This is a genomic window from Agrococcus sp. DT81.2 (assembly GCF_049844935.1).
Taxonomy (GTDB): Bacteria; Actinomycetota; Actinomycetes; order Actinomycetales; family Microbacteriaceae; genus Agrococcus.
In genome coordinates, this window is sequence record NZ_JBNCLZ010000001.1 from 203,121 (window position 1) to 221,267 (window position 18,147).

The following is an 18,147-nucleotide window of genomic DNA, read 5'->3' on the forward strand; positions in this document are numbered from 1 at the left end:
TCCGAACGGGGCAGGCCCGTCACAGCCGGAGGCCTGTGCAGGTGGCAGGCGAAGAGCGGCGGCCCGTCCGGGTCGCAAGCGGGGTGGTACCGCGCGAGAGCGTCCCCGCATCCGAAGGTTCGAGGATGCAGGAGACCAGCGTGACCGACCAGACCCTGAGCGAGACGCCGAGCGAGCAAGCGCTGACCGGCACCCGCTATCCGCTCTCCGGCGACGCCGCCGTCGTCGCCAGCCCGAACCTGCCGGCGATCGAGCAGGGCATCCTCGCCTTCTGGAAGGGCGACGACACCTTCAAGGCGTCGCTCGAGCAGCGCGAGGGCTGCACCGAGTGGGTGTTCTACGACGGCCCGCCCTTCGCGAACGGCCTGCCGCACTTCGGGCACCTGCTCACCGGCTACGCAAAGGACGTCTTCCCCCGCTTCCAGACCATGCGCGGCAAGCTCGTGCCGCGCGTGTTCGGTTGGGACACGCACGGTCTGCCCGCCGAGCTCGAGGCGATGAAGCAGCTCGGCATCACCGAGAAGGCCGAGATCGAGGCGATGGGCGTCGACGTCTTCAACGCGAAGGCTCGCGAGTCGGTGCTGCAGTACGTCGGCGAGTGGCAGGACTACGTCACCCGACAGGCCCGCTGGGTCGACTTCGAGGGCGGCTACCAGACGCTCGACCTCACCTACATGGAGAGCGTCATCTGGGCGTTCAAGACGCTGCACGAGAAGGGCCTCGCCTACGAGGGCTACCGCGTGCTGCCGTACTGCTGGCGCGACGAGACGCCGCTGTCGAACCACGAGCTGCGCATGGACGACGACGTCTACCAGGACCGCCAGGACACCACCCTGACGGTCACGTTCCCGCTCACGGGGGAGCGGGCGGATGCGCTGGCGCTGACGGGCGTGAGCGCGCTCGCCTGGACGACGACGCCGTGGACGCTGCCGACGAACCTCGCGCTCGCGGCGGGCCCCGCGGTCGAGTACGCCGTCGTGCCCGCCGGTCCCGAGGGCACCACCGCGGGCGACGGCCCGTTCCTGCTCGCGACCGCGACCATCGCCGGCTACTTCAAGGACCTCGGCTACGGCTCCGCGGAGGACGCCGTCGGCGCCGTCGAGCGCACGCTCCTCGGCGCCGAGCTCGAGGGCGTGCGGTACGAGCCGATCTTCGACTTCTACGCCGACGCATCCGTCTGGGGCACCGAGCACGCCTTCCAGATCCTCGTCGACGACTACGTCGCCACCGGCGAAGGCACCGGCATCGTGCACCAGGCGCCCGCCTACGGCGAGGACGACCAGCGCATCAGCACGGCCGCCGGCATCCCCACGATCATCTCCGTCGACGACGGCGGCCGCTTCCTCGACGCGGTCGCGCCCGTCGCGGGCATGCAGGTGTTCGACGCGAACAAGCCGCTCTCGAAGCTGCTGAAGGACGCCGGCCGGGTGCTGCGCCAGGCGTCGTACGTGCACTCGTACCCGCACTGCTGGCGCTGCCGCAACCCGCTCATCTACAAGGCGGTCTCGAGCTGGTTCGTGCGCGTCACCGAGTTCAAGGACGACCTGCTCGCCGCGAACGAGCAGATCAACTGGGTGCCCGGCAACGTGAAGCACGGCCAGTTCGGCAAGTGGCTCGAGGGCGCCCGCGACTGGTCGATCAGCCGCAACCGCTACTGGGGCAGCCCGATCCCGGTGTGGAAGAGCGACGACCCGAACTTCCCGCGCGTCGACGTGTACGGCTCGCTCGACGAGCTCGAGCGCGACTTCGGCGTGCGCCCCACCGACCTGCACCGGCCTGCGATCGACGAGCTCACCCGCCCGAACCCCGACGACCCCACCGGTCGCTCGACGATGCGGCGCATCCCCGACGTGCTCGACGTCTGGTTCGACTCCGGCTCGATGCCGTTCGCGCAGTTCCACTACCCGTTCGAGAACGAGCAGTGGTTCGAGGAGCACAGCCCGGCCGACTACATCGTCGAGTACATCGGCCAGACGCGCGGCTGGTTCTACGTCATGCACGTGCTCTCGGTCGCGCTGTTCGGCCGCCCGGCGTTCGAGAACGTCATCAGCCACGGCATCATCCTCGGCGACGACGGCTTCAAGGCGTCGAAGTCGCGCCGCAACTACCCCGACGTGAACGAGGCGTTCGACGCCTACGGGTCGGATGCGGTGCGCTGGCACCTGCTGCAGGGCTCCATCCTGCGCGGCGGCAACTTCATCGTCTCGGAGGAGGGCATCCGCGAGGCGCTGCGGCAGTTCCACCTGCCGCTGTGGTCGACGTGGTACTTCTTCGCCACCTACGCGAACCGGGCGCGCGGCGGGCAGCCGTACCTCGCGCAGCGCTCGACCGCCTCGACCGATGTGCTCGATCGCTACATCCTCGCGAAGCTCCGCGCGACCGTCGAGACGGCGACGGCGAGCCTCGACCGGCTCGACGCGACCGGCGCGACGCTCGCCGTGCGCGAGCTGCTCGACGTGCTCACGAACTGGTACGTGCGCCGATCGCGCGACCGCTTCTGGGTCGGCGTCGCGGAGGACGGCAGCGGTGCCGACGCCTTCGACACGCTCTTCACCGTGCTCGAGACGCTCTCGCGCCTCGCTGCCCCGCTCGCGCCGCTCGTCACCGAGCAGGTCTGGAAGGGCCTCACCGGCGGACGCTCGGTGCACCTGACGGACTGGCCGGATGCGTCGGACCTGCCCGCCGATGACGCGCTCGTCGCGCAGATGGACGCGGTGCGCGCCATCGCGAGCGTCGGCAACGCGCTTCGGAAGCAGGCGCGCAAGCGCGTGCGGCTGCCGCTGCCGACCCTCACCGTCGTCGGCGACGTCGACGTCGCGCCGTTCGCTGCCGTCCTGCAAGACGAGCTCAACGTGCGCGAGGTCGTGCTCGAGGCCGCCGGCCCCGACGCGCTCGAGCGCTACGGCATCTCCCGCCGACTGCAGGTGAACGCCCGTGCGGCGGGACCGCGCCTCGGCAAGGACGTGCAGCGGGCGATTCAGGCCGCCCGCGCGGGGGACTGGCAGACGGTGGCCGGAGCGGATGGCGCCGAGACCGTCGTCGCCGGCGGCATCGCCCTCGAGGCGGGCGAGTACGAGCTCGCGCTCGAGGTCGCCGACGAGACCGCGGCGGTCGGGTTCCTGCCCGGCGGCGGCTTCGTCGTGCTCGACACCGCGACGACGCCCGAGCTCGAGGCCGAGGGGCTCGCTCGCGACGTCGTGCGGGCCGTGCAGCAGGCGCGCAAGGAGGCCGGGCTCGACGTGTCCGACCGCATCCGCCTGACGCTCGGCTCCGACGCGCACGGCGTGGCCGCGCTCGAGGCGAACCGCGAGCTCGTGGCGCGAGAGACGCTCGCGACGGAGCTCGAGCTCGACCGTGTGGACGACACGATGGGCGAGCTGGCCGACGGCCGCACCGCGCACCGCGTGGGCGACGGCTCGCCGCTAGCGATCGCGATCGAGAAGGTGGACGCATGACCGACGGATTCCTGGACGGACCGTCCGACGACAGCGAGAACGTGGACGACCGCATCCTCGAGTCGCTCGAGCACCGCGAGGCGGCGGAGGCCGCCTACCGCGCGCTGCTCGAGCGGGCGGGGGAGGCGGCCGTCGAGCCGCGCATCGAGGCGACGAGGCGTGCCGTCGAGCTGCTGGGCGATCCGCAGCGCGCGTTCCGCGTCATCCACATCACCGGCACGAACGGCAAGGGATCGACCGCGCGCGTCGCCGACGCGCTGCTGCGCGCGCACGGCCTCCGCACCGGGCTGCTGACGAGCCCGCACCTCGAGCGCGTCAACGAGCGCATCGCCATCGACGGCGAGCCGGTGAGCGACGAGGCGTTCGCGCGCAACTACGAGGACATCGCGCCGTTCCTCGAGCTCGTCGACGCCGAGCTCGAGGCGAAGGGCGAGCGCCGGCTGACGTTCTTCGAGGCGTTCACGGTGCTCGCGTTCGCGACCATGGCGGATGCGCCGGTCGACGTCGCGGTGGTCGAGGTCGGCATGGGCGGCACCTGGGACTCCACGAACGTCGCCGACGGCGACGTCGCCGTGATCACCCCGATCGCGCTCGACCACACGAACCGCCTCGGCACGACCGTCGAGGCGATCGCGCGCGAGAAGGCCGGCATCATCAAGCCCGACGCGATCGCCGTCTCGGCGGCGCAGGAGCCCGAGGCGCTCGCCGTGCTCGAGGCGCGCGCGGAGGAGGTCGGGGCTCGGCTGCTCGTCGAGGGCCGCGACTTCGCGCTCGCCTCGCAGGCCGTCGCCGTGGGCGGTCAGCTCATCACCGTGCGCGGGCTCGCCGCGGAGTACATCGACCAGCTCGTGCCGCTGCTCGGCGCGCACCAGGGCGCGAACGCGGCGCTCGCGCTCGTCGCGGTCGAGGCGTTCCTCGGCGGCGGCTCTCAGCCGCTCACCGCCCAAGTGCTCGCCGAGGGCTTCGCCGCCGCCACGTCGCCGGGCCGCCTCGACGTCGTGGGCGCGCATCCGCTCGTCGTGCTCGACGCCGCGCACAACCCGCACGGGGCGGCAGCGCTGCGCGTCGCGCTCGGCGAGGTGTTCGGCCTCGAGCGCATCACGCTCGTGCTCGGCGTGCTCGCCGGCAAGGACGTCACGGGCGTGCTCACCGAGCTCGAGCCGCTCATCGACGAGCTCGTCGTCACGCAGTCGACGTCGGAGCGGGCGCTGCCCGCCGACGAGCTCGCCGCGCAGGCCGTCGCGGTGCTCGGTGCCGACCGGGTGCTCGTCGAGCCCGAGCTCGGCACCGCCGTCGAGGCGGCCCGCGAGGCGGCGTCCGACCGCGACGGCGCCGTGGTCGTGACGGGCTCGATCACGCTGCTCGGAGACGTGCTGGGGCACGCCCGCGAGGAGGGCTGGCTGCGGCGCCCCGATGCGCGCAGGCAGGCCGCGACCGTCGAGATCACCGACGAGGAGCAGCTGTGAGCCCGCGTCAGCGCCCCGAGCGCGGCGCGATGGAGTCGCTGCTGCGCATCGTGCACGGCCTGCAGGCCGCCGGCATCGCCTTCGGCGCGCTCGCCGTCTGGGGCGTCACCCGTGACTGGCCGGGTCCTCTGGCGTTCGGCGTCGTCGGCGTGCTGCTGATCGCGACGATGCCGCTGCAGCGACACACCTGGGGCTGGGTCGTGAGCCTCGTCCTGCAGGTCGCGCTCGCGTCGCTCACCTGGATCGAGCCGGTGTGGGGCGTCGTGGCGTTCGTGCTCGTCGGGCTGTGGATCTTCTGCTACTGGAAGGCGCGGCAGATCGAGCGGCAGCGTCGCGCGCGCGGCCTCGACCCCCGGGGAGCGCCGGGCACCTGAGGCGATCCCGCCGATCGAGCAGCACGATGTGAGTGGCGCCTCCCGCACGTGAGTGGCGCCTTCCGCGGGTGAGGGGCGCCTTCCGCGGGTGAGGGGCGCTTCTCGTGGGTGAGTGGCGCCTTCCGTGGGTGAGCGGCGCATCCCGGAGATTTCTTGACCATGGTCCGCACCTTCGGCGCGGGCCGACCGGGATCGCATGGTGACGAACGGATGCTTCGGGCGCTAGATACGGCAAGCGCCACTCGGATGCAGGAGGCGCCACTCGGATGCGGGAGGCGCCACTCGGGTGCCGGAGGCGCCACTCGGATGCGGGAGGCGCCACTCAGGTGCGGAAGGCGCCACTCAGAGTCCCGCGCGGCGCTCACCCAGCGCCCAGGAGGCTCCAGCCGGCTCGGTAGGGTTGGCGGCATGCAGAGCACCCTCGTCCTCATCAAGCCCGACGGCGTCCAGCGCCAGTTGACCGGCGTCATCCTCGCCCGCATCGAGGCGAAGGGCTACGTGGTCACCGACCTCAAGCTCGTGCAGCCCGAGCGCTCGCTGCTCGAGGAGCACTACGAGGAGCACCAGGGCAAGCCCTTCTTCGAGCCGCTCGTCGAGTTCATGCTCTCCGGCCCGTCGGTCGCGATCCGCCTCGAGGGCGATCGCGTCATCGAAGGCTTCCGCTCGCTCGCCGGCACCACCGACCCGACGACCGCGGCGCCCGGCACGATCCGCGGCGACCTCGGCCGCGACTGGGGCCTCAAGGTGCAGCAGAACCTCGTGCACGGCTCCGACTCCGAGGAGTCGGCCGCGCGCGAGCTCGCGCTCTGGTTCGCCTGACCCCTGGACCCCGAACTTCCCTGAACCGCGGGTTCTCGCGCCGAGGACCCGCCGTTCGGGGAAGTTCGCGGATGGGGTCCGCGGCTAGAAGGCGAAGAGGTAGCGGGGGATGCCCGGCAGCACGACCATGATCGTCACCACCAGGATCACGGCGAGCGCGAGCGAGAGCACCCAGCCCCACGACGAGAAGCGCGCGGCCGTGCGGCGGAGGCCGGCGGGCGCGGGCAGCCCACCGGCGCCGAGCGCCCACGTCCACAGCGGGAACGCCATCGCGTACATCGCCATCCACACCAGGAAGCACCACGGGCACACGAAGCCCAGCACGAAGATCGACTGCTGCGCGAGCCACAGCACCAGCACGAGCCCGCCGAGCACGCCGATCGAGAAGACCGTCCATACCCAGCGCGGCATCGCGACGCGGCCCAGCGTGAGGGCGCCCATGATGATCGGAGCGGGGAAGGCCATGAGGCCCAGGAACGGGTTCGGGAAGCCGAACACCTCGCCCTGGTCCGACTGGATGGCCCCGGAGCACGAGAGGAACGGGTTGAGGTCGCAGCCGAGCGCCTCCTCCGGGTGCAGCAGCAGCTCGATGCGCTCGACCGAGAGCGAGAACGCCCCCAGCAGGCCGAGGAGGCCCGTGATGATGAGCACCACACCGAGCCACACGGGCGCGGCGATATGGGCGGGACGAGCGGTGTTCATGGAGCCTCCTGGGCACCATCCAACCAGCCCGGCGCAGTCGATCCGCCCTGCGGCGCCTCCGAGCACCACCCGGCGATGAGCCTCGACGGGTCGACGCTCGCGGCCTTCACGGCCGGCGTCATCGTGATCGTGCTGCTGCCTGGAGCGAACAGCCTGTACGTCGCGACGACGGCGCTGCGCGCCGGCAGGCGGGCCGGCTTCCGGGCGACGCTCGGCGTGTTCCTCGGCGACGCGATCCTCATGGTGCTCGCCGTGCTGTCGGCGCAGGCGCTGTCGTCGAACCCGATCGTGTTCCGGATCCTCACGTGGGCGGGCGCCGCGTACCTGTGCTGGCTCGCCATTGGCCTCGTGCGCAGCGCCGTCGCCCGCATCCGCGCGAAGCAGCGGCGCGCGGCCGAGCCCGCGCCCAGTGAGAACCCGACGCATCCGCTCACCGCGCCCAACCCGATCATCGCCCAGCCGCGCCTCGCGCCGTTCCGCACGGCACTCGTCACGAGCGTGCTCAACCCGAAGGCGATCCTGTTCTTCGCATCGTTCTTCGTGCAGTTCATCGACCCCGCCTCGCCGACCCCGCTCAGCGACCTGCTCGTGCTCATGCTGATCCTCGAGGCGGCATCCGCGATGTACCTGACGGGCGTCGTGCTGATCGGCGCGAGGGTGGGGCGCAGCGTCCAGCCGCAGGGCTGGCTCGCGATCGTCGCGACGCTCGTCGCCGCGGCCGCGTTCGTCGCGCTCGCCGTGCGGGTCGTGCTGCCATGAGCGCTCGGCGCGCGTGCGGTAGACTTCCCCGCAGCGCGCCCGATGGGCGCACGCCAAGGTTTTCCGGGCAGCACGACTAGCCCGGGCCACCCCCGCGAGGGGGTGTCAGGAAGGATTCGCGCCGGGTGCGCCCGGTCGCGAGCGAGATGGCGACCGGCGGCGCCGGTTGCGGCAGGAGCGCGCCAGCGATGGTGGACAACGACACAACCCTCCCGACCGAGATTCCCGCGGACGAGGCACAGGGCAACGAAGCACGGACCGACGCACCGACCGACGACGCTCGCGTCGACGGCGGTGACGCCTTGACTGAGGGCACCGAGGCTGCGGCCGAGGCGCCCTCGCGGCCGAAGCGCAAGCGGGCGACGACGCACAAGCAGACGGCGGATGCCGTGGTCGCGGACGCGTCGCAGGCGCCGGTCGACGTGCAGGACCCGCAGGCTCAGGACGCTCCGGCGCCGGCCACGGAGGCCCAGGACGTTGAGGCGCAGGACGCTCAGGCGTCGGCCTCGGGGACCCAGGGCACTGACACGCCGTCCGCCGAGCAGCCGGCTGCCGGACAGCAGGCCGCCGAACCGCAGGCGACCGTGCCCGCGTCCGAGCAGCCCGCGGAGCCCGGCCACGAGCCCGGCCTCACCGACCCCGGCGCGCAAGCGCCCGCCTCCGACGTCGGCGCGGACGAGCCCGCCGACGATCCCCGTGCGGCCGCGCTCTCGCTGCCCGAGCTGCCGACCAGCCCCTTCGGCCTCGTGTTCCACGCGCCCGACCTCGCGTCGCTGCCCGCGCTGCCGTCGCTGCGCGTCGACGACGATGACGACGACGAGGACGACGACGACGACCAGCAGCAGGGCGCGCGCCGCTCGCGCCGCACCAGGTCGCGCACCCGCCAGGGGTCCCGCGACTCCGGCTCGCGCGACTCGGGCTCGCGAGAGCCCGAGGACGAGAAGCCGCTGATCACCGAGCCGCAGAAGGTGCGCGGCTCCACTCGGCTCGAGGCGAAGCGCCAGCGCCGCCGCGAGGGCCGCGACGCCGGCCGCCGCCGCACGGTCGTGACCGAGACCGAGTTCCTCGCCCGCCGCGAGGCCGTCGAGCGCCAGATGATCGTGCGCTCGAAGCACGACCGTGTGCAGCTCGCCGTGCTCGAGGACGGCGTGCTCGTCGAGCACTACGTCGCGAAGGCGTCGGAGTCGAGCCTCATCGGCAACGTCTACCTCGGGCGGGTGCAGAACGTGCTCCCCAGCATGGAGGCCGCGTTCGTCGACATCGGCCGCGGCCGCAACGCCGTGCTGTACTCCGGCGAGGTGGACTGGGATGCGGCGGAGCTCGAGGGCCAGCCGCGCAAGATCGAGCTCGCGCTCAAGCCCGGCGACACGGTGCTCGTGCAGGTGACGAAGGACCCGGTGGGCCACAAGGGCGCCCGGCTCACAAGCCAGATCTCGCTCCCCGGTCGCTACCTCGTGTCGGTCCCCGGCGGCTCGATGAACGGCATCTCCCGCAAGCTGCCCGACACCGAGCGTGCCCGCCTGAAGAAGATCCTGAAGCAGGTGCTGCCCGAGGGCGTCGGCGTCATCGTGCGCACCGCCGCCGAGGGCGCGACCGAGGACCAGCTCACGCGCGACGTCGAGCGACTCACGCGCCAGTGGGAGCGCATCCAGCAGCAGGTGAAGACGGGCACCGCCCCGCAGCGCCTGCACGCCGAGCCCGACCTGCTCGTGAAGATCGTGCGCGACGTGTTCAACGAGGACTTCCACAAGCTCGTCATCCAGGGCTCCGAGGCGCTCACGACGATCCGCGAGTACCTCGAGGCCATCGCGCCCGACCTGCTTGACCGCGTCGAGGCCTACGAGGGCACCGACGACCCGTTCTCGCACTTCCGCATCTCCGAGCAGATCGACAAGGCGCTCGACCGCAAGGTGTGGCTGCCCTCCGGCGGCTCGCTCGTGATCGACCGCACCGAGGCGATGACCGTCGTCGACGTCAACACGGGCCGCTTCGTGGGCGCCGGCGGCAACCTCGAGGAGACGGTCACCAAGAACAACATCGAGGCGGCCGAGGAGATCGTTCGCCAGCTGCGCCTGCGCGACATCGGCGGCATCATCGTGATCGACTTCATCGACATGGTGCTCGAGTCGAACCGCGACCTCGTGCAGCGCCGCCTGATCGAGTGCCTCAGCCGCGACCGCACGAAGCACCAGGTGGCGGAGGTCACGAGCCTCGGCCTCGTGCAGATGACGCGAAAGAAGCTCGGCCTCGGGCTCCTCGAGTCGTACTCCGAGCAGTGCGAGGTGTGCGCCGGCCGTGGCGTGATCGTGCACCACGAGCCCATCTCGAAGCCGCAGCGCCAGCAGCAGGCCGAGAACGGCGGCAGCAACGGCCGCAGCCGTCGCGGCGGCCGCGGCAAGCAGTCCGAGTCGCAGCAGCCCGAGCAGCACCAGCACCAGCAGCCCACCGGCGGCACGCACGCGATCACCGAGGACCTCCGCAAGGGGCTCTCGCAGATCGCCGCGGCCGGCAAGGGCAAGCCCGAGGGCGAGCAGCAGCCCGCCGCCCAGGCGAGCGGCCAGCCGAGCGAGCAGGCCGGCGAGCAGGCCGCCGAGCTGCCCAGCGGCATCGTCACGCCGTCGAAGGCAGCCGTCGAGGCGGTCGCCGCCGAGCCGGTCGTGACGATCCTCGACATCCCCGTCGCTCCCGTGCAGGAGTCCGCCGCACCGAAGGCGTCGCGCGACGACCTCGACGGATTGCTCGGCAGCGCGCTCGACGCGCTCTCGACGCCCGCGCCGGGCACCGGCAAGGCGGCTCGCCGCTCGCGCCGCGCCTCCTCGGGCGTCATCACGGCGAAGCCGGACGAGCAGCGCTGACCCGCTCGGCCTGACCACGTTCGACGGGTGTCGGGCTGCTGCCCGAGTGTCACGACACTCGGGCCGCAGCCCGACACTCGTCCGCGGGCCGACAGGGGAGTGTCGACCTGTGGTCGAAGTGTCGCGACACTCGTGCCCGGAGCCGACACTCGTCGGCTGCCGGTCCGCCGACGCGGTGAGCGCCCGAGCGCGGCTCAGCGCGGAGGGCGGCGGTCGCGCTCCTTGACGCGCAGGCCGCTCGCGATGAGCCGCCGCACGAGCTCCTTGGGTGCCACTTGCTGAGCCCCCATCGCGACGAGCGCGTCGATCCGCTCGGCAGGCACGTCGTAGTGGTCGTGGTCGAAGCCGCGCGCCGGGATGCCGGCCGCGCGAGCGAAGTCGTGGAGCTCGTCGAGCGACGCGTCGCTCACGAGGTGCGCCCACATCGTGCCGTGGTTCGGCCAGAGCGGCTCGTCGACCAGGATCGCCATCCGCCAACGGTAGTGCGCGCCACGCGGGCCCCGGTCATGTTGACCGAGTGCGCCGACAGCCTGTATCGTTGTTCGCTGGCGCAAGTCGCGGCTCCGCGCGCGCCACAAGCTTCGTCCCGGCTGGGCCGGGAGTCGTTCCAACAGTGAGGATCCAACGTGGTGTACGCAATCGTGCGCGCCGGCGGTCGGCAGGAGAAGGTCGAGGTGGGCACCGTGCTCGTCGTCGACCGCATCGCCGGCGATGACAACGGCAACGTCGAGCTCGCCCCCGTGCTGCTCGTCGACGGCGACAAGGTGACGACCGACGTCGACGCCCTCGCCAAGGTCAAGATCACGGCTCAGGTCGTGACCGACCTGCGCGGCCCGAAGATCCGCATCCAGCACTACCGCAACAAGACCGGCTACAAGCGCCGCATGGGCCACCGCTCGGAGCTCACGCGCCTCAAGGTCACCGAGATCAAGTAAGGGGCCACAGACATGGCACACAAGAAGGGCGCATCGTCCACCCGCAACGGCCGTGACTCGAACGCGCAGCGCCTCGGCGTGAAGCGCTTCGGCGGCCAGGTCGTCAAGGCCGGCGAGATCATCGTCCGCCAGCGCGGCACCCACTTCCACCCGGGCGCGAACGTCGGCCGCGGTGGAGACGACACGCTGTTCGCCCTCGAGGCCGGCGCTGTCGAGTTCGGCCAGAAGGGCGGCCGCAAGGTCGTCAACATCGTCGCCGCAGGTTGACGAACACAGACATCCGATGAACGGGGCGGGCTTCGGCTCGCCCCGTTCTCGTATCGAAGGAGACAGTTCATGGCGACATTCGTCGACCAGGTGACGCTGCACCTGCGCGCAGGGCACGGCGGCCACGGCTGCGTCTCCGTCAAGCGCGAGAAGTTCAAGCCGCTCGGCGGCCCGGACGGCGGCAACGGCGGCGACGGCGGCGACATCGTGCTCGTCGCCGACCCGCAGGTGACGACGCTGCTCGGCTACCACCGCTCGCCGCACCGCTCGAGCGAGAACGGCCAGCCGGGCCAGGGCGACCACAAGGCCGGCACCTCCGGCAAGGACCTGGAGCTGCCCGTGCCGGTCGGCACCGTGGTGGCGGATGCGTCGGGCGAGCAGCTGGCCGATCTGAACCAGGCGGGCATGCGGCTCGTCGTCGCTGCCGGAGGCCAGGGCGGGCTCGGCAACGCCGCGCTCTCGAGCCAGAAGCGCCGCGCACCCGGGTTCGCGCTGCTCGGCACGCCCGGCTTCGAGGGCGACATCACGCTCGAGCTGAAGACGGTCGCCGATGTCGCGCTCGTCGGCTTCCCGAGCGCCGGCAAGTCGAGCCTCGTCGCCGCCATGTCGGCCGCGCGGCCGAAGATCGCCGACTACCCGTTCACCACGCTGCACCCCAACCTCGGCGTCGTCGAGTCGGGCCAGGTGCGCTACACGATCGCGGATGTGCCCGGCCTCATCGAGGGCGCGAGCGAGGGCAAGGGCCTCGGCCTGGAGTTCCTCCGCCACGTCGAGCGCTGCTCTGCGCTGCTGCACGTCATCGACTGCGCCACGCTCGAGCCCGGCCGCGACCCCATCAGCGACCTGCAGGTCATCCTGCGCGAGCTGGAGGCGTACCCCGTGCCCGAGGGCCAGACGCCGCTGCTGGAGCGCCAGCAGCTCATCGCCCTCAACAAGATCGACGTGCCCGAGGCGCGCGAGCTCGCCGACTTCGTGCGGCCGGAGCTCGAGGCGATGGGCTACCGCGTCTTCGAGATCTCGACGATCGCCCACACGGGCCTGCGCGAGCTGTCGTTCGCGCTCGCCGGGCTCGTCGAGGCCGACCGCGCGGCGAAGGCCGCCGAGCCGGTCGCCGAGCGCATCGTGCTGCGGCCGAAGGCCATCGACGACCACGGCTTCGTCGTCAAGGTCGAGGGCAGCCACGAGGGGCCGGTGTACCGCATCCTGGGCGCCAAGCCCGAGCGCTGGGTCGCGCAGACCGACTTCCGCAACGACGAGGCCGTCGGCTACCTCGCCGACCGGCTGGCGAAGCTCGGCACCGAGGATGCGCTGCTCAAGGCGGGCGCGGTCGCGGGCGCAACGGTCGTCATCGGCCCCGGCGCCGGCATCGTCTTCGACTGGGAGCCGACCATCGCATCCGCCGCAGAGCTCGTCGGCAACCGCGGCACCGACCCTCGACTCGACCAGAACGACCGCCGCACGACCGAGGAGCGGCGCCGCGAGTACCACGAGCGCATGAACGCCAAGCAGGCCGCGCGCGACGACCTCAGGGGCGAGCGGGCCGCCGGCGTGTGGACCGACGACGAGGGGTTCGAGGTCCAGCGCTGGGACGAGCACGCATGACGAGCCTCGACCTTGCCGCCGGCGAGCGGGTCGTCGTCAAGGTCGGGTCGTCGTCGATCTCGGGGGAGCGGCGCGGCCAGATCGAGCCGCTCGTCGACGGGCTCGCACGGCTGCACCGCGCGGGCGAGGTCATCCTCGTCTCCTCCGGCGCCATCTCGACCGGCATGCCGTTCCTCGGCCTCGACGCGCGTCCGATCGACCTGCCCATGCAGCAGGCGGCGGCCGCCGTCGGCCAGAACGTGCTGATGAACCGGTACCAGCGCAGCCTCACCCGGCACGAGCTGGTCGCGGCGCAGATCCTGCTCACCGCATCCGACATGGACATGGACTCGCACCGCGTCAACGCGCGGAACGCGCTCGAGCGGCTGCTCGAGCTGCGGATGCTGCCGATCGTGAACGAGAACGACACGGTCGCGACGCACGAGATCCGGTTCGGCGACAACGACCGGCTCGCGGCGCTCGTCGCGCGGCTCGTGCGCGCCGACCGGCTGATCCTGCTCTCGGACATCGCCTCGCTGCGCACCGCGCCGCCCGACGAGCCCGGCTCCCAGCCGATCGAGCACGTGCCCTACGGCGACCCGCTCGACGGCGTGCGCCTCGGCGCGAGCGGCTCGCACATCGGCTCCGGCGGCGCCATGACGAAGGTCGATGCCGCGCGACTCGCGGCCGACGCCGGCGTGCGCGTGACCGTCACGGCGACGCCGCTCTTCGATCGCCTCATCGCGGGCGACCGGCTCGGCACCGAGTTCGAGCCGAACCCCACGCCAGCCCGGCCGTGAGCGGCGTCCTCGCGCTCGGCTCCGTCGACGCAGCGGAAGCCGTCGCGCTCTGGGAGTTGGCGGGACTCGTGCGGCCGTGGAACGCGCCGCGCGCGGACTTCGACCGAGCGGTCGCCGGATCCGCGTCGACGGTGCTCGGCGTCCGCGACGACGGCGTCCTCATCGGCACCGCGATGGTCGGCCACGACGGCCATCGGGGCTGGCTCTACTACGTGGCGGTCGCGCCCGCGAGACGACGGCGCGGCATCGGCGCCATGCTCGTGCGCGGGGCCGAGTCCTGGATCGCGGACGCGGACATCCCAAAGGCGCAGCTCATGGTGCGCGCGGACAACGCCGCGGCCATCGGCTTCTACCGCGCGCTCGGCTACGACGTGCAAGACGTCACGGTCCTCGGCCGTCGGCTCTGACGCGTCACTGCCCGCCTGCGCTCATCCCGCGCGAGCGGGCACGCGAGCGCACTATGCGTCCGGGTGCCCGCTCTGGCGGGGCGGACGTGCGCCGATGCGCGACCCGCGCGAGCCTAGGATCGAGGCATGGCTGACCTCGACGACTTCGACGCGCTCCTGACCGCATCCCAGCGGGCGGCCCGGGCGCTCGGCGTCGCCGACGCCGAGCAGCGGCACGCGGCCATCGCCGGCATCGCGACCGCGATCGAGGGCGCGACCGACGAGATCCTCGCCGCGAATGCGGAGGACCTCGAGCGCGGCCGCCACGCCGGCCTCGCGGCGGGTCTGCTCGACCGGCTGCTGCTCGACGAGGGGCGCATCGCCGGGCTCGCCGCCGCCGCCCGCGCCCTCGCCGAGCTGCCCGATCCGGTGGGCGAGGTGCTGCGCCACAGCACGCTCCCCAACGGGCTCGACCTCTCGGAGGTGCGGGTGCCGTTCGGCGTCATCGGCGTCATCTACGAGGCTCGGCCCAACGTCACCGTCGACCTCGCGTGCATCGCGCTCGGCTCGGGCAACGCCGTCGTCCTGCGGGGCGGCTCGGCCGCCGAGCGGACGAACGCCGTGCTCGTCGACGCCATGCAGGGCGCGATCGAGCGCGCGGGGCTGCCCCGCGAGTCGGTGCAGACGATCGACCGCTTCGGCCGCGACGGCGCGGGCAGGCTCATGCGCGCACGCGGGCTCGTCGACCTGCTCGTGCCGCGGGGGAGCGCCGCCCTCATCGAGCGCGTCGTCACCGAGTCGACCGTGCCGGTCATCGAAACGGGCGCCGGCGTCGTGCACGCGTTCATCGACCGTGCCGCGAGCCTGCCGATGGCGCTCGAGATCGTGCTCAATGCGAAGACCCAGCGCACGAGCGTCTGCAACGCGCTCGAGACGGTGCTCGTGCACCGCGACATCGCCGACGCCGCCGTGCCGGCGATCGCGCTCGCGCTGCAGCAGGCGGGCGTGACGATCCACGCAGACGGCCCGCTGCCCGGCATCGACGCGGTCGAGCCGCTCGGCGAGGGCGGCTGGTCGACCGAGCACCTCTCGATGGACGTCGCCATCGGCGTCGTCGACGACCTCGACGCCGCGATCGACCATGTCAACCGCTTCGGCACCCACCACACCGACACGATCGTGACGGATGATGCGGATGCGGCCGGCCGGTTCCTCGCGGAGGTGGACTCCGCGGTCGTGATGCACAACGCATCCACCCGCTTCACCGACGGCGGCGAGTTCGGGTTCGGCGCCGAGGTGGGCATCTCGACGCAGAAGGCGCACGCGCGCGGCCCGATGGGGCTCCCGGAGCTCACGAGCACCAAGTGGATCGTGCGTGGCACGGGCCAGGTGCGCGCCTGAGCCGCGCTAGGCTTGGACCGGATCGGAGGCACACCCATGACGACCTTGACACTCCTCGCTGCCGCGGCTGAGCACGCGGAAGAGGCGGCGGGCGCGGGCCCGTACATCGCTGGCGGCATCGCCGCGGCCATCTTCCTCATCTCGGCCATCGTGCTGCGCTCGTTCCGCGACGTCGCGCACCGCGGCGGACGCCACGACGTCCACGGCAACGCCTAACATCGCCGACGTGCCGGAGCGTCGGCCGCGCCTCGGCATCATGGGCGGCACGTTCGATCCGATCCACCACGGCCACCTCGTCGCCGCCAGCGAGGTCGCGCAGCACTTCGACCTCGACGAGGTCGTGTTCGTGCCGACGGGCGAGCCGTACCAGAAGCGCAGCGCCTCGCCGAGCGAGCACCGCTACCTCATGACGGTCGTCGCGACTGCCTCGAACCCGCGCTTCCGGGTGAGCCGCATCGACATCGACCGCGGCGGTCCGACGTACACGATCGACACGCTGCGCGACGTGCGCGACCTGCATCCCGAGTCGGAGCTGTTCTTCATCACGGGGGCGGATGCGTTCGCCTCGATCGTGGAGTGGAAGGACCAGGACGAGCTCTGGCGGCTCGCCCACTTCGTCGCCGTCACGCGACCAGGGCACCAGCTCTCGGCATCCGGATTCCCGGCTGACCGGGTCTCACTGCTGGAGATCCCCGCACTTGCGATATCCTCGACGGATTGCCGTGCGCGCGTCCGCGCCGGTTATCCCGTCTGGTACCTCGTGCCCGACGGGGTGGTTCAATACATCAGCAAGCACGACTTGTACCGGAGACTGACAGCATGACCGATGCGAACGAGGGCCGCCCGCTCACGCGACGGCAGCTTCGAGAGCTCGAGCGCGCTGCAGAGCTCGCCAGCACGGGCGGCACACCGCCGGTTCCCGACGAGGAGCCCGAGCAGCGCCTGAGCGAAGCGCCGATCCGAGAGGGTCGGCACTCGACGCCGAGCGCGCCCGCCGCCAGCGAGCCCATCGAGCCGATCGTCGACGACGAGGAGCTCGCGAAGCCGACCGGCCGCTTCTTCGGCCGCAGGAAGGCCAAGCAGGACGCGCCCGTCGCCGACGCCGCGCCGGCGCTCGAGGCGACCGTCTCGATGGAGCGCATCGACCTCGACGAGTCGGACGAGCTCGACGTCATCGAGGCCGAGTTCACGCAGCCCGACCCGCCGCACGCATCCGTGCCCGCGCCGTCCTCCGCCCGCCGCTCGAGCGTGCAGGTCGACGACGTGCAGGGCCTCGACACCGTCGACGACTCGCAGGTCGACGACGTCGAGATCGACGAGGTCATCGTCGAGCTGCCGCGCGTCTCGTCGCGCCGGATCGCCGAGTCGACGCCCGCAGAGCTCGAGGACCGCCGCGCCGCCGAGGCCGCTGAGGAGCTCGTCCTGACCGGCCCCTCGCGCGGCCAGTCGCAGCGGCTCCCGGTCATCGTCAACGTCGTCTCCGACACCTCCGAGCACCACATCGCCGACCTGCGCGAGCAGGGCGTCGCCGGCAACGGCGGCTCCTCGACCTCGTCGATCACGGCGAACGCGCTCGTGCTGCCTGCCGGCACCGACTCGCCCGACTTCCAGCTCGAGGGCGACGACGGACTGCTCGTCACGGGCTCGATCGACGTGCCCGAGGGCTTCGCGTCCTCCGGCCGCGGCAGTGCCTCCATCGACGGGAGCGACGTCGACGCCGACGTCGCCGAGGGCGAAGTCGCGAGCCCCGACGCCGCGCCGGTGCGCGCCTCGAAGGCCGTCTCGTCCTACGCCAACGCTCGCGTGCAGATCGCACCGCAGAAGCAGCGCTCGAACGTCTGGCCGGTCGCCATCGGCGTCGGCGCGGGCGGATTCGCCGTCGCCGTCACGGGGTTCCTCGTGTGGGCGCTCACCCAAGGGATTCTCTGACCTGTATGGCTCTGCACATCAAGGGCGCTCGATGAGCGCCGACCAGCGGGCCGTCGAGCTCGCCCGTGCCGCGGCTCGCGCCGCCGACAAGGCGCTCGCCGTCGATCTCGTGGGGCTCGACGTCTCGGGGCAGCTGCCGCTGACCGACGTCTTCCTCATCGCGACCGGCCGCAACGAGCGCCAGGTGAGCGCGATCGCGCGCGAGATCGAGGATGCGCTCATCCTCGACGGTGCGAAGCCGGTGCGCCGCGAGGGCCGCGCCGACGGCCGGTGGGTGCTGCTCGACTTCTCCGACATCGTCGTGCACATCTTCCACGAGGAGGAGCGCACGTACTACCAGCTCGAGCGGCTCTGGCGCGATGCGGGCGTCATCGACCTGCAGCTGCCCGAGGCGCCGAGCGCCACGATCGTCGACTGA

Annotated in this window: 18 protein-coding genes; 16 read left to right on the forward strand and 2 right to left on the reverse strand. The window is 72.1% G+C overall.

Annotation, left to right across the window (positions count from 1 at the left end; translation table 11 throughout):
• Positions 1-125 precede the first annotated feature (125 nt).
• From ileS to ndk, 4 genes are all read left to right on the forward strand, one after another.
• A complete protein-coding gene (gene ileS / locus ACLQ21_RS00950; RefSeq protein WP_425660550.1) occupies positions 126-3,455 on the forward strand; it encodes an isoleucine--tRNA ligase in 3,330 nt (1,109 codons plus the stop codon).
• The gene (locus ACLQ21_RS00955) at positions 3,452-4,921 is read left to right on the forward strand and encodes a bifunctional folylpolyglutamate synthase/dihydrofolate synthase (protein WP_425660551.1); all 1,470 of its coding nucleotides are present in this window, start codon (positions 3,452-3,454) and stop codon (positions 4,919-4,921) included. The genes ileS and ACLQ21_RS00955 overlap by 4 nt, the downstream gene beginning before the upstream one ends.
• Complete coding sequence (locus tag ACLQ21_RS00960) at positions 4,918-5,295, forward strand: DUF4233 domain-containing protein (RefSeq protein ID WP_425660553.1); 378 nt, start codon at positions 4,918-4,920, stop codon at positions 5,293-5,295. The genes ACLQ21_RS00955 and ACLQ21_RS00960 overlap by 4 nt, the downstream gene beginning before the upstream one ends.
• Positions 5,296-5,703: 408 nt before the next feature.
• On the forward strand, positions 5,704-6,114 hold the full coding sequence (gene ndk / locus ACLQ21_RS00965) for a nucleoside-diphosphate kinase (RefSeq protein ID WP_425660555.1): 411 nt from the start codon (positions 5,704-5,706) through the stop codon (positions 6,112-6,114).
• Between the two features lie 84 nt (positions 6,115-6,198).
• Here the strand turns inward: ndk and ACLQ21_RS00970 are convergent, their stop codons facing one another.
• Entirely contained in the window at positions 6,199-6,816 is a 618-nt protein-coding gene (locus ACLQ21_RS00970; RefSeq protein ID WP_425660557.1) for a vitamin K epoxide reductase family protein, read from the reverse strand.
• A 75-nt stretch (positions 6,817-6,891) separates the two neighbouring features.
• On the opposite strand from ACLQ21_RS00970, the gene leuE reads away from it, so the two are divergent.
• Together leuE and ACLQ21_RS00980 are read left to right on the forward strand one after the other, a co-directional pair.
• Positions 6,892-7,575: a leucine efflux protein LeuE gene (leuE, locus tag ACLQ21_RS00975; RefSeq protein ID WP_425660559.1), complete on the forward strand. Its 684-nt coding sequence runs from the start codon at positions 6,892-6,894 to the stop codon at positions 7,573-7,575.
• 188 nt (positions 7,576-7,763) lie between these two features.
• Positions 7,764-10,430 (forward strand): Rne/Rng family ribonuclease, encoded by a 2,667-nt coding sequence (locus tag ACLQ21_RS00980; protein WP_425660560.1) that lies wholly within the window; start codon positions 7,764-7,766, stop codon positions 10,428-10,430.
• 194 nt (positions 10,431-10,624) lie between these two features.
• On the opposite strand, the gene ACLQ21_RS00985 is transcribed toward ACLQ21_RS00980, so the two are convergent.
• A complete protein-coding gene (locus tag ACLQ21_RS00985; RefSeq protein WP_425660562.1) occupies positions 10,625-10,900 on the reverse strand; it encodes a DUF4031 domain-containing protein in 276 nt (91 codons plus the stop codon).
• 156 nt (positions 10,901-11,056) lie between these two features.
• Between ACLQ21_RS00985 and rplU the strand changes: the two genes are divergently transcribed.
• The 10 genes from rplU to rsfS all read left to right on the forward strand — a co-directional run bounded on the left by rplU (position 11,057) and on the right by rsfS (position 18,147).
• Positions 11,057-11,365, forward strand: a complete 309-nt coding sequence (gene rplU, locus ACLQ21_RS00990) for a 50S ribosomal protein L21 (RefSeq protein WP_425660564.1) — start codon at positions 11,057-11,059, stop codon at positions 11,363-11,365.
• Between the two features lie 12 nt (positions 11,366-11,377).
• On the forward strand, positions 11,378-11,632 hold the full coding sequence (gene rpmA / locus ACLQ21_RS00995; protein WP_128189736.1) for a 50S ribosomal protein L27: 255 nt from the start codon (positions 11,378-11,380) through the stop codon (positions 11,630-11,632).
• Positions 11,633-11,701: 69 nt separating this feature from the next.
• Entirely contained in the window at positions 11,702-13,234 is a 1,533-nt protein-coding gene (gene obgE, locus ACLQ21_RS01000) for a GTPase ObgE (RefSeq protein ID WP_425660566.1), read from the forward strand.
• A complete protein-coding gene (proB, locus tag ACLQ21_RS01005) occupies positions 13,231-14,013 on the forward strand; it encodes a glutamate 5-kinase (RefSeq protein WP_425660568.1) in 783 nt (260 codons plus the stop codon). Before obgE ends, proB begins: the two co-directional genes overlap by 4 nt.
• A complete protein-coding gene (locus ACLQ21_RS01010) occupies positions 14,010-14,420 on the forward strand; it encodes a GNAT family acetyltransferase (RefSeq protein ID WP_425660570.1) in 411 nt (136 codons plus the stop codon). The genes proB and ACLQ21_RS01010 overlap by 4 nt, the downstream gene beginning before the upstream one ends.
• 126 nt (positions 14,421-14,546) lie before the next feature.
• Complete coding sequence (locus ACLQ21_RS01015; RefSeq protein WP_425660572.1) at positions 14,547-15,800, forward strand: glutamate-5-semialdehyde dehydrogenase; 1,254 nt, start codon at positions 14,547-14,549, stop codon at positions 15,798-15,800.
• 36 nt (positions 15,801-15,836) lie between these two features.
• Positions 15,837-16,016: a hypothetical protein gene (locus ACLQ21_RS01020; protein WP_425660574.1), complete on the forward strand. Its 180-nt coding sequence runs from the start codon at positions 15,837-15,839 to the stop codon at positions 16,014-16,016.
• Position 16,017: 1 nt separating this feature from the next.
• Positions 16,018-16,623: a nicotinate-nucleotide adenylyltransferase gene (gene nadD, locus ACLQ21_RS01025; RefSeq protein ID WP_425661387.1), complete on the forward strand. Its 606-nt coding sequence runs from the start codon at positions 16,018-16,020 to the stop codon at positions 16,621-16,623.
• Complete coding sequence (locus ACLQ21_RS01030; protein ID WP_425660576.1) at positions 16,620-17,729, forward strand: hypothetical protein; 1,110 nt, start codon at positions 16,620-16,622, stop codon at positions 17,727-17,729. Before nadD ends, ACLQ21_RS01030 begins: the two co-directional genes overlap by 4 nt.
• Positions 17,730-17,760: 31 nt before the next feature.
• Entirely contained in the window at positions 17,761-18,147 is a 387-nt protein-coding gene (gene rsfS / locus ACLQ21_RS01035; protein ID WP_425660578.1) for a ribosome silencing factor, read from the forward strand.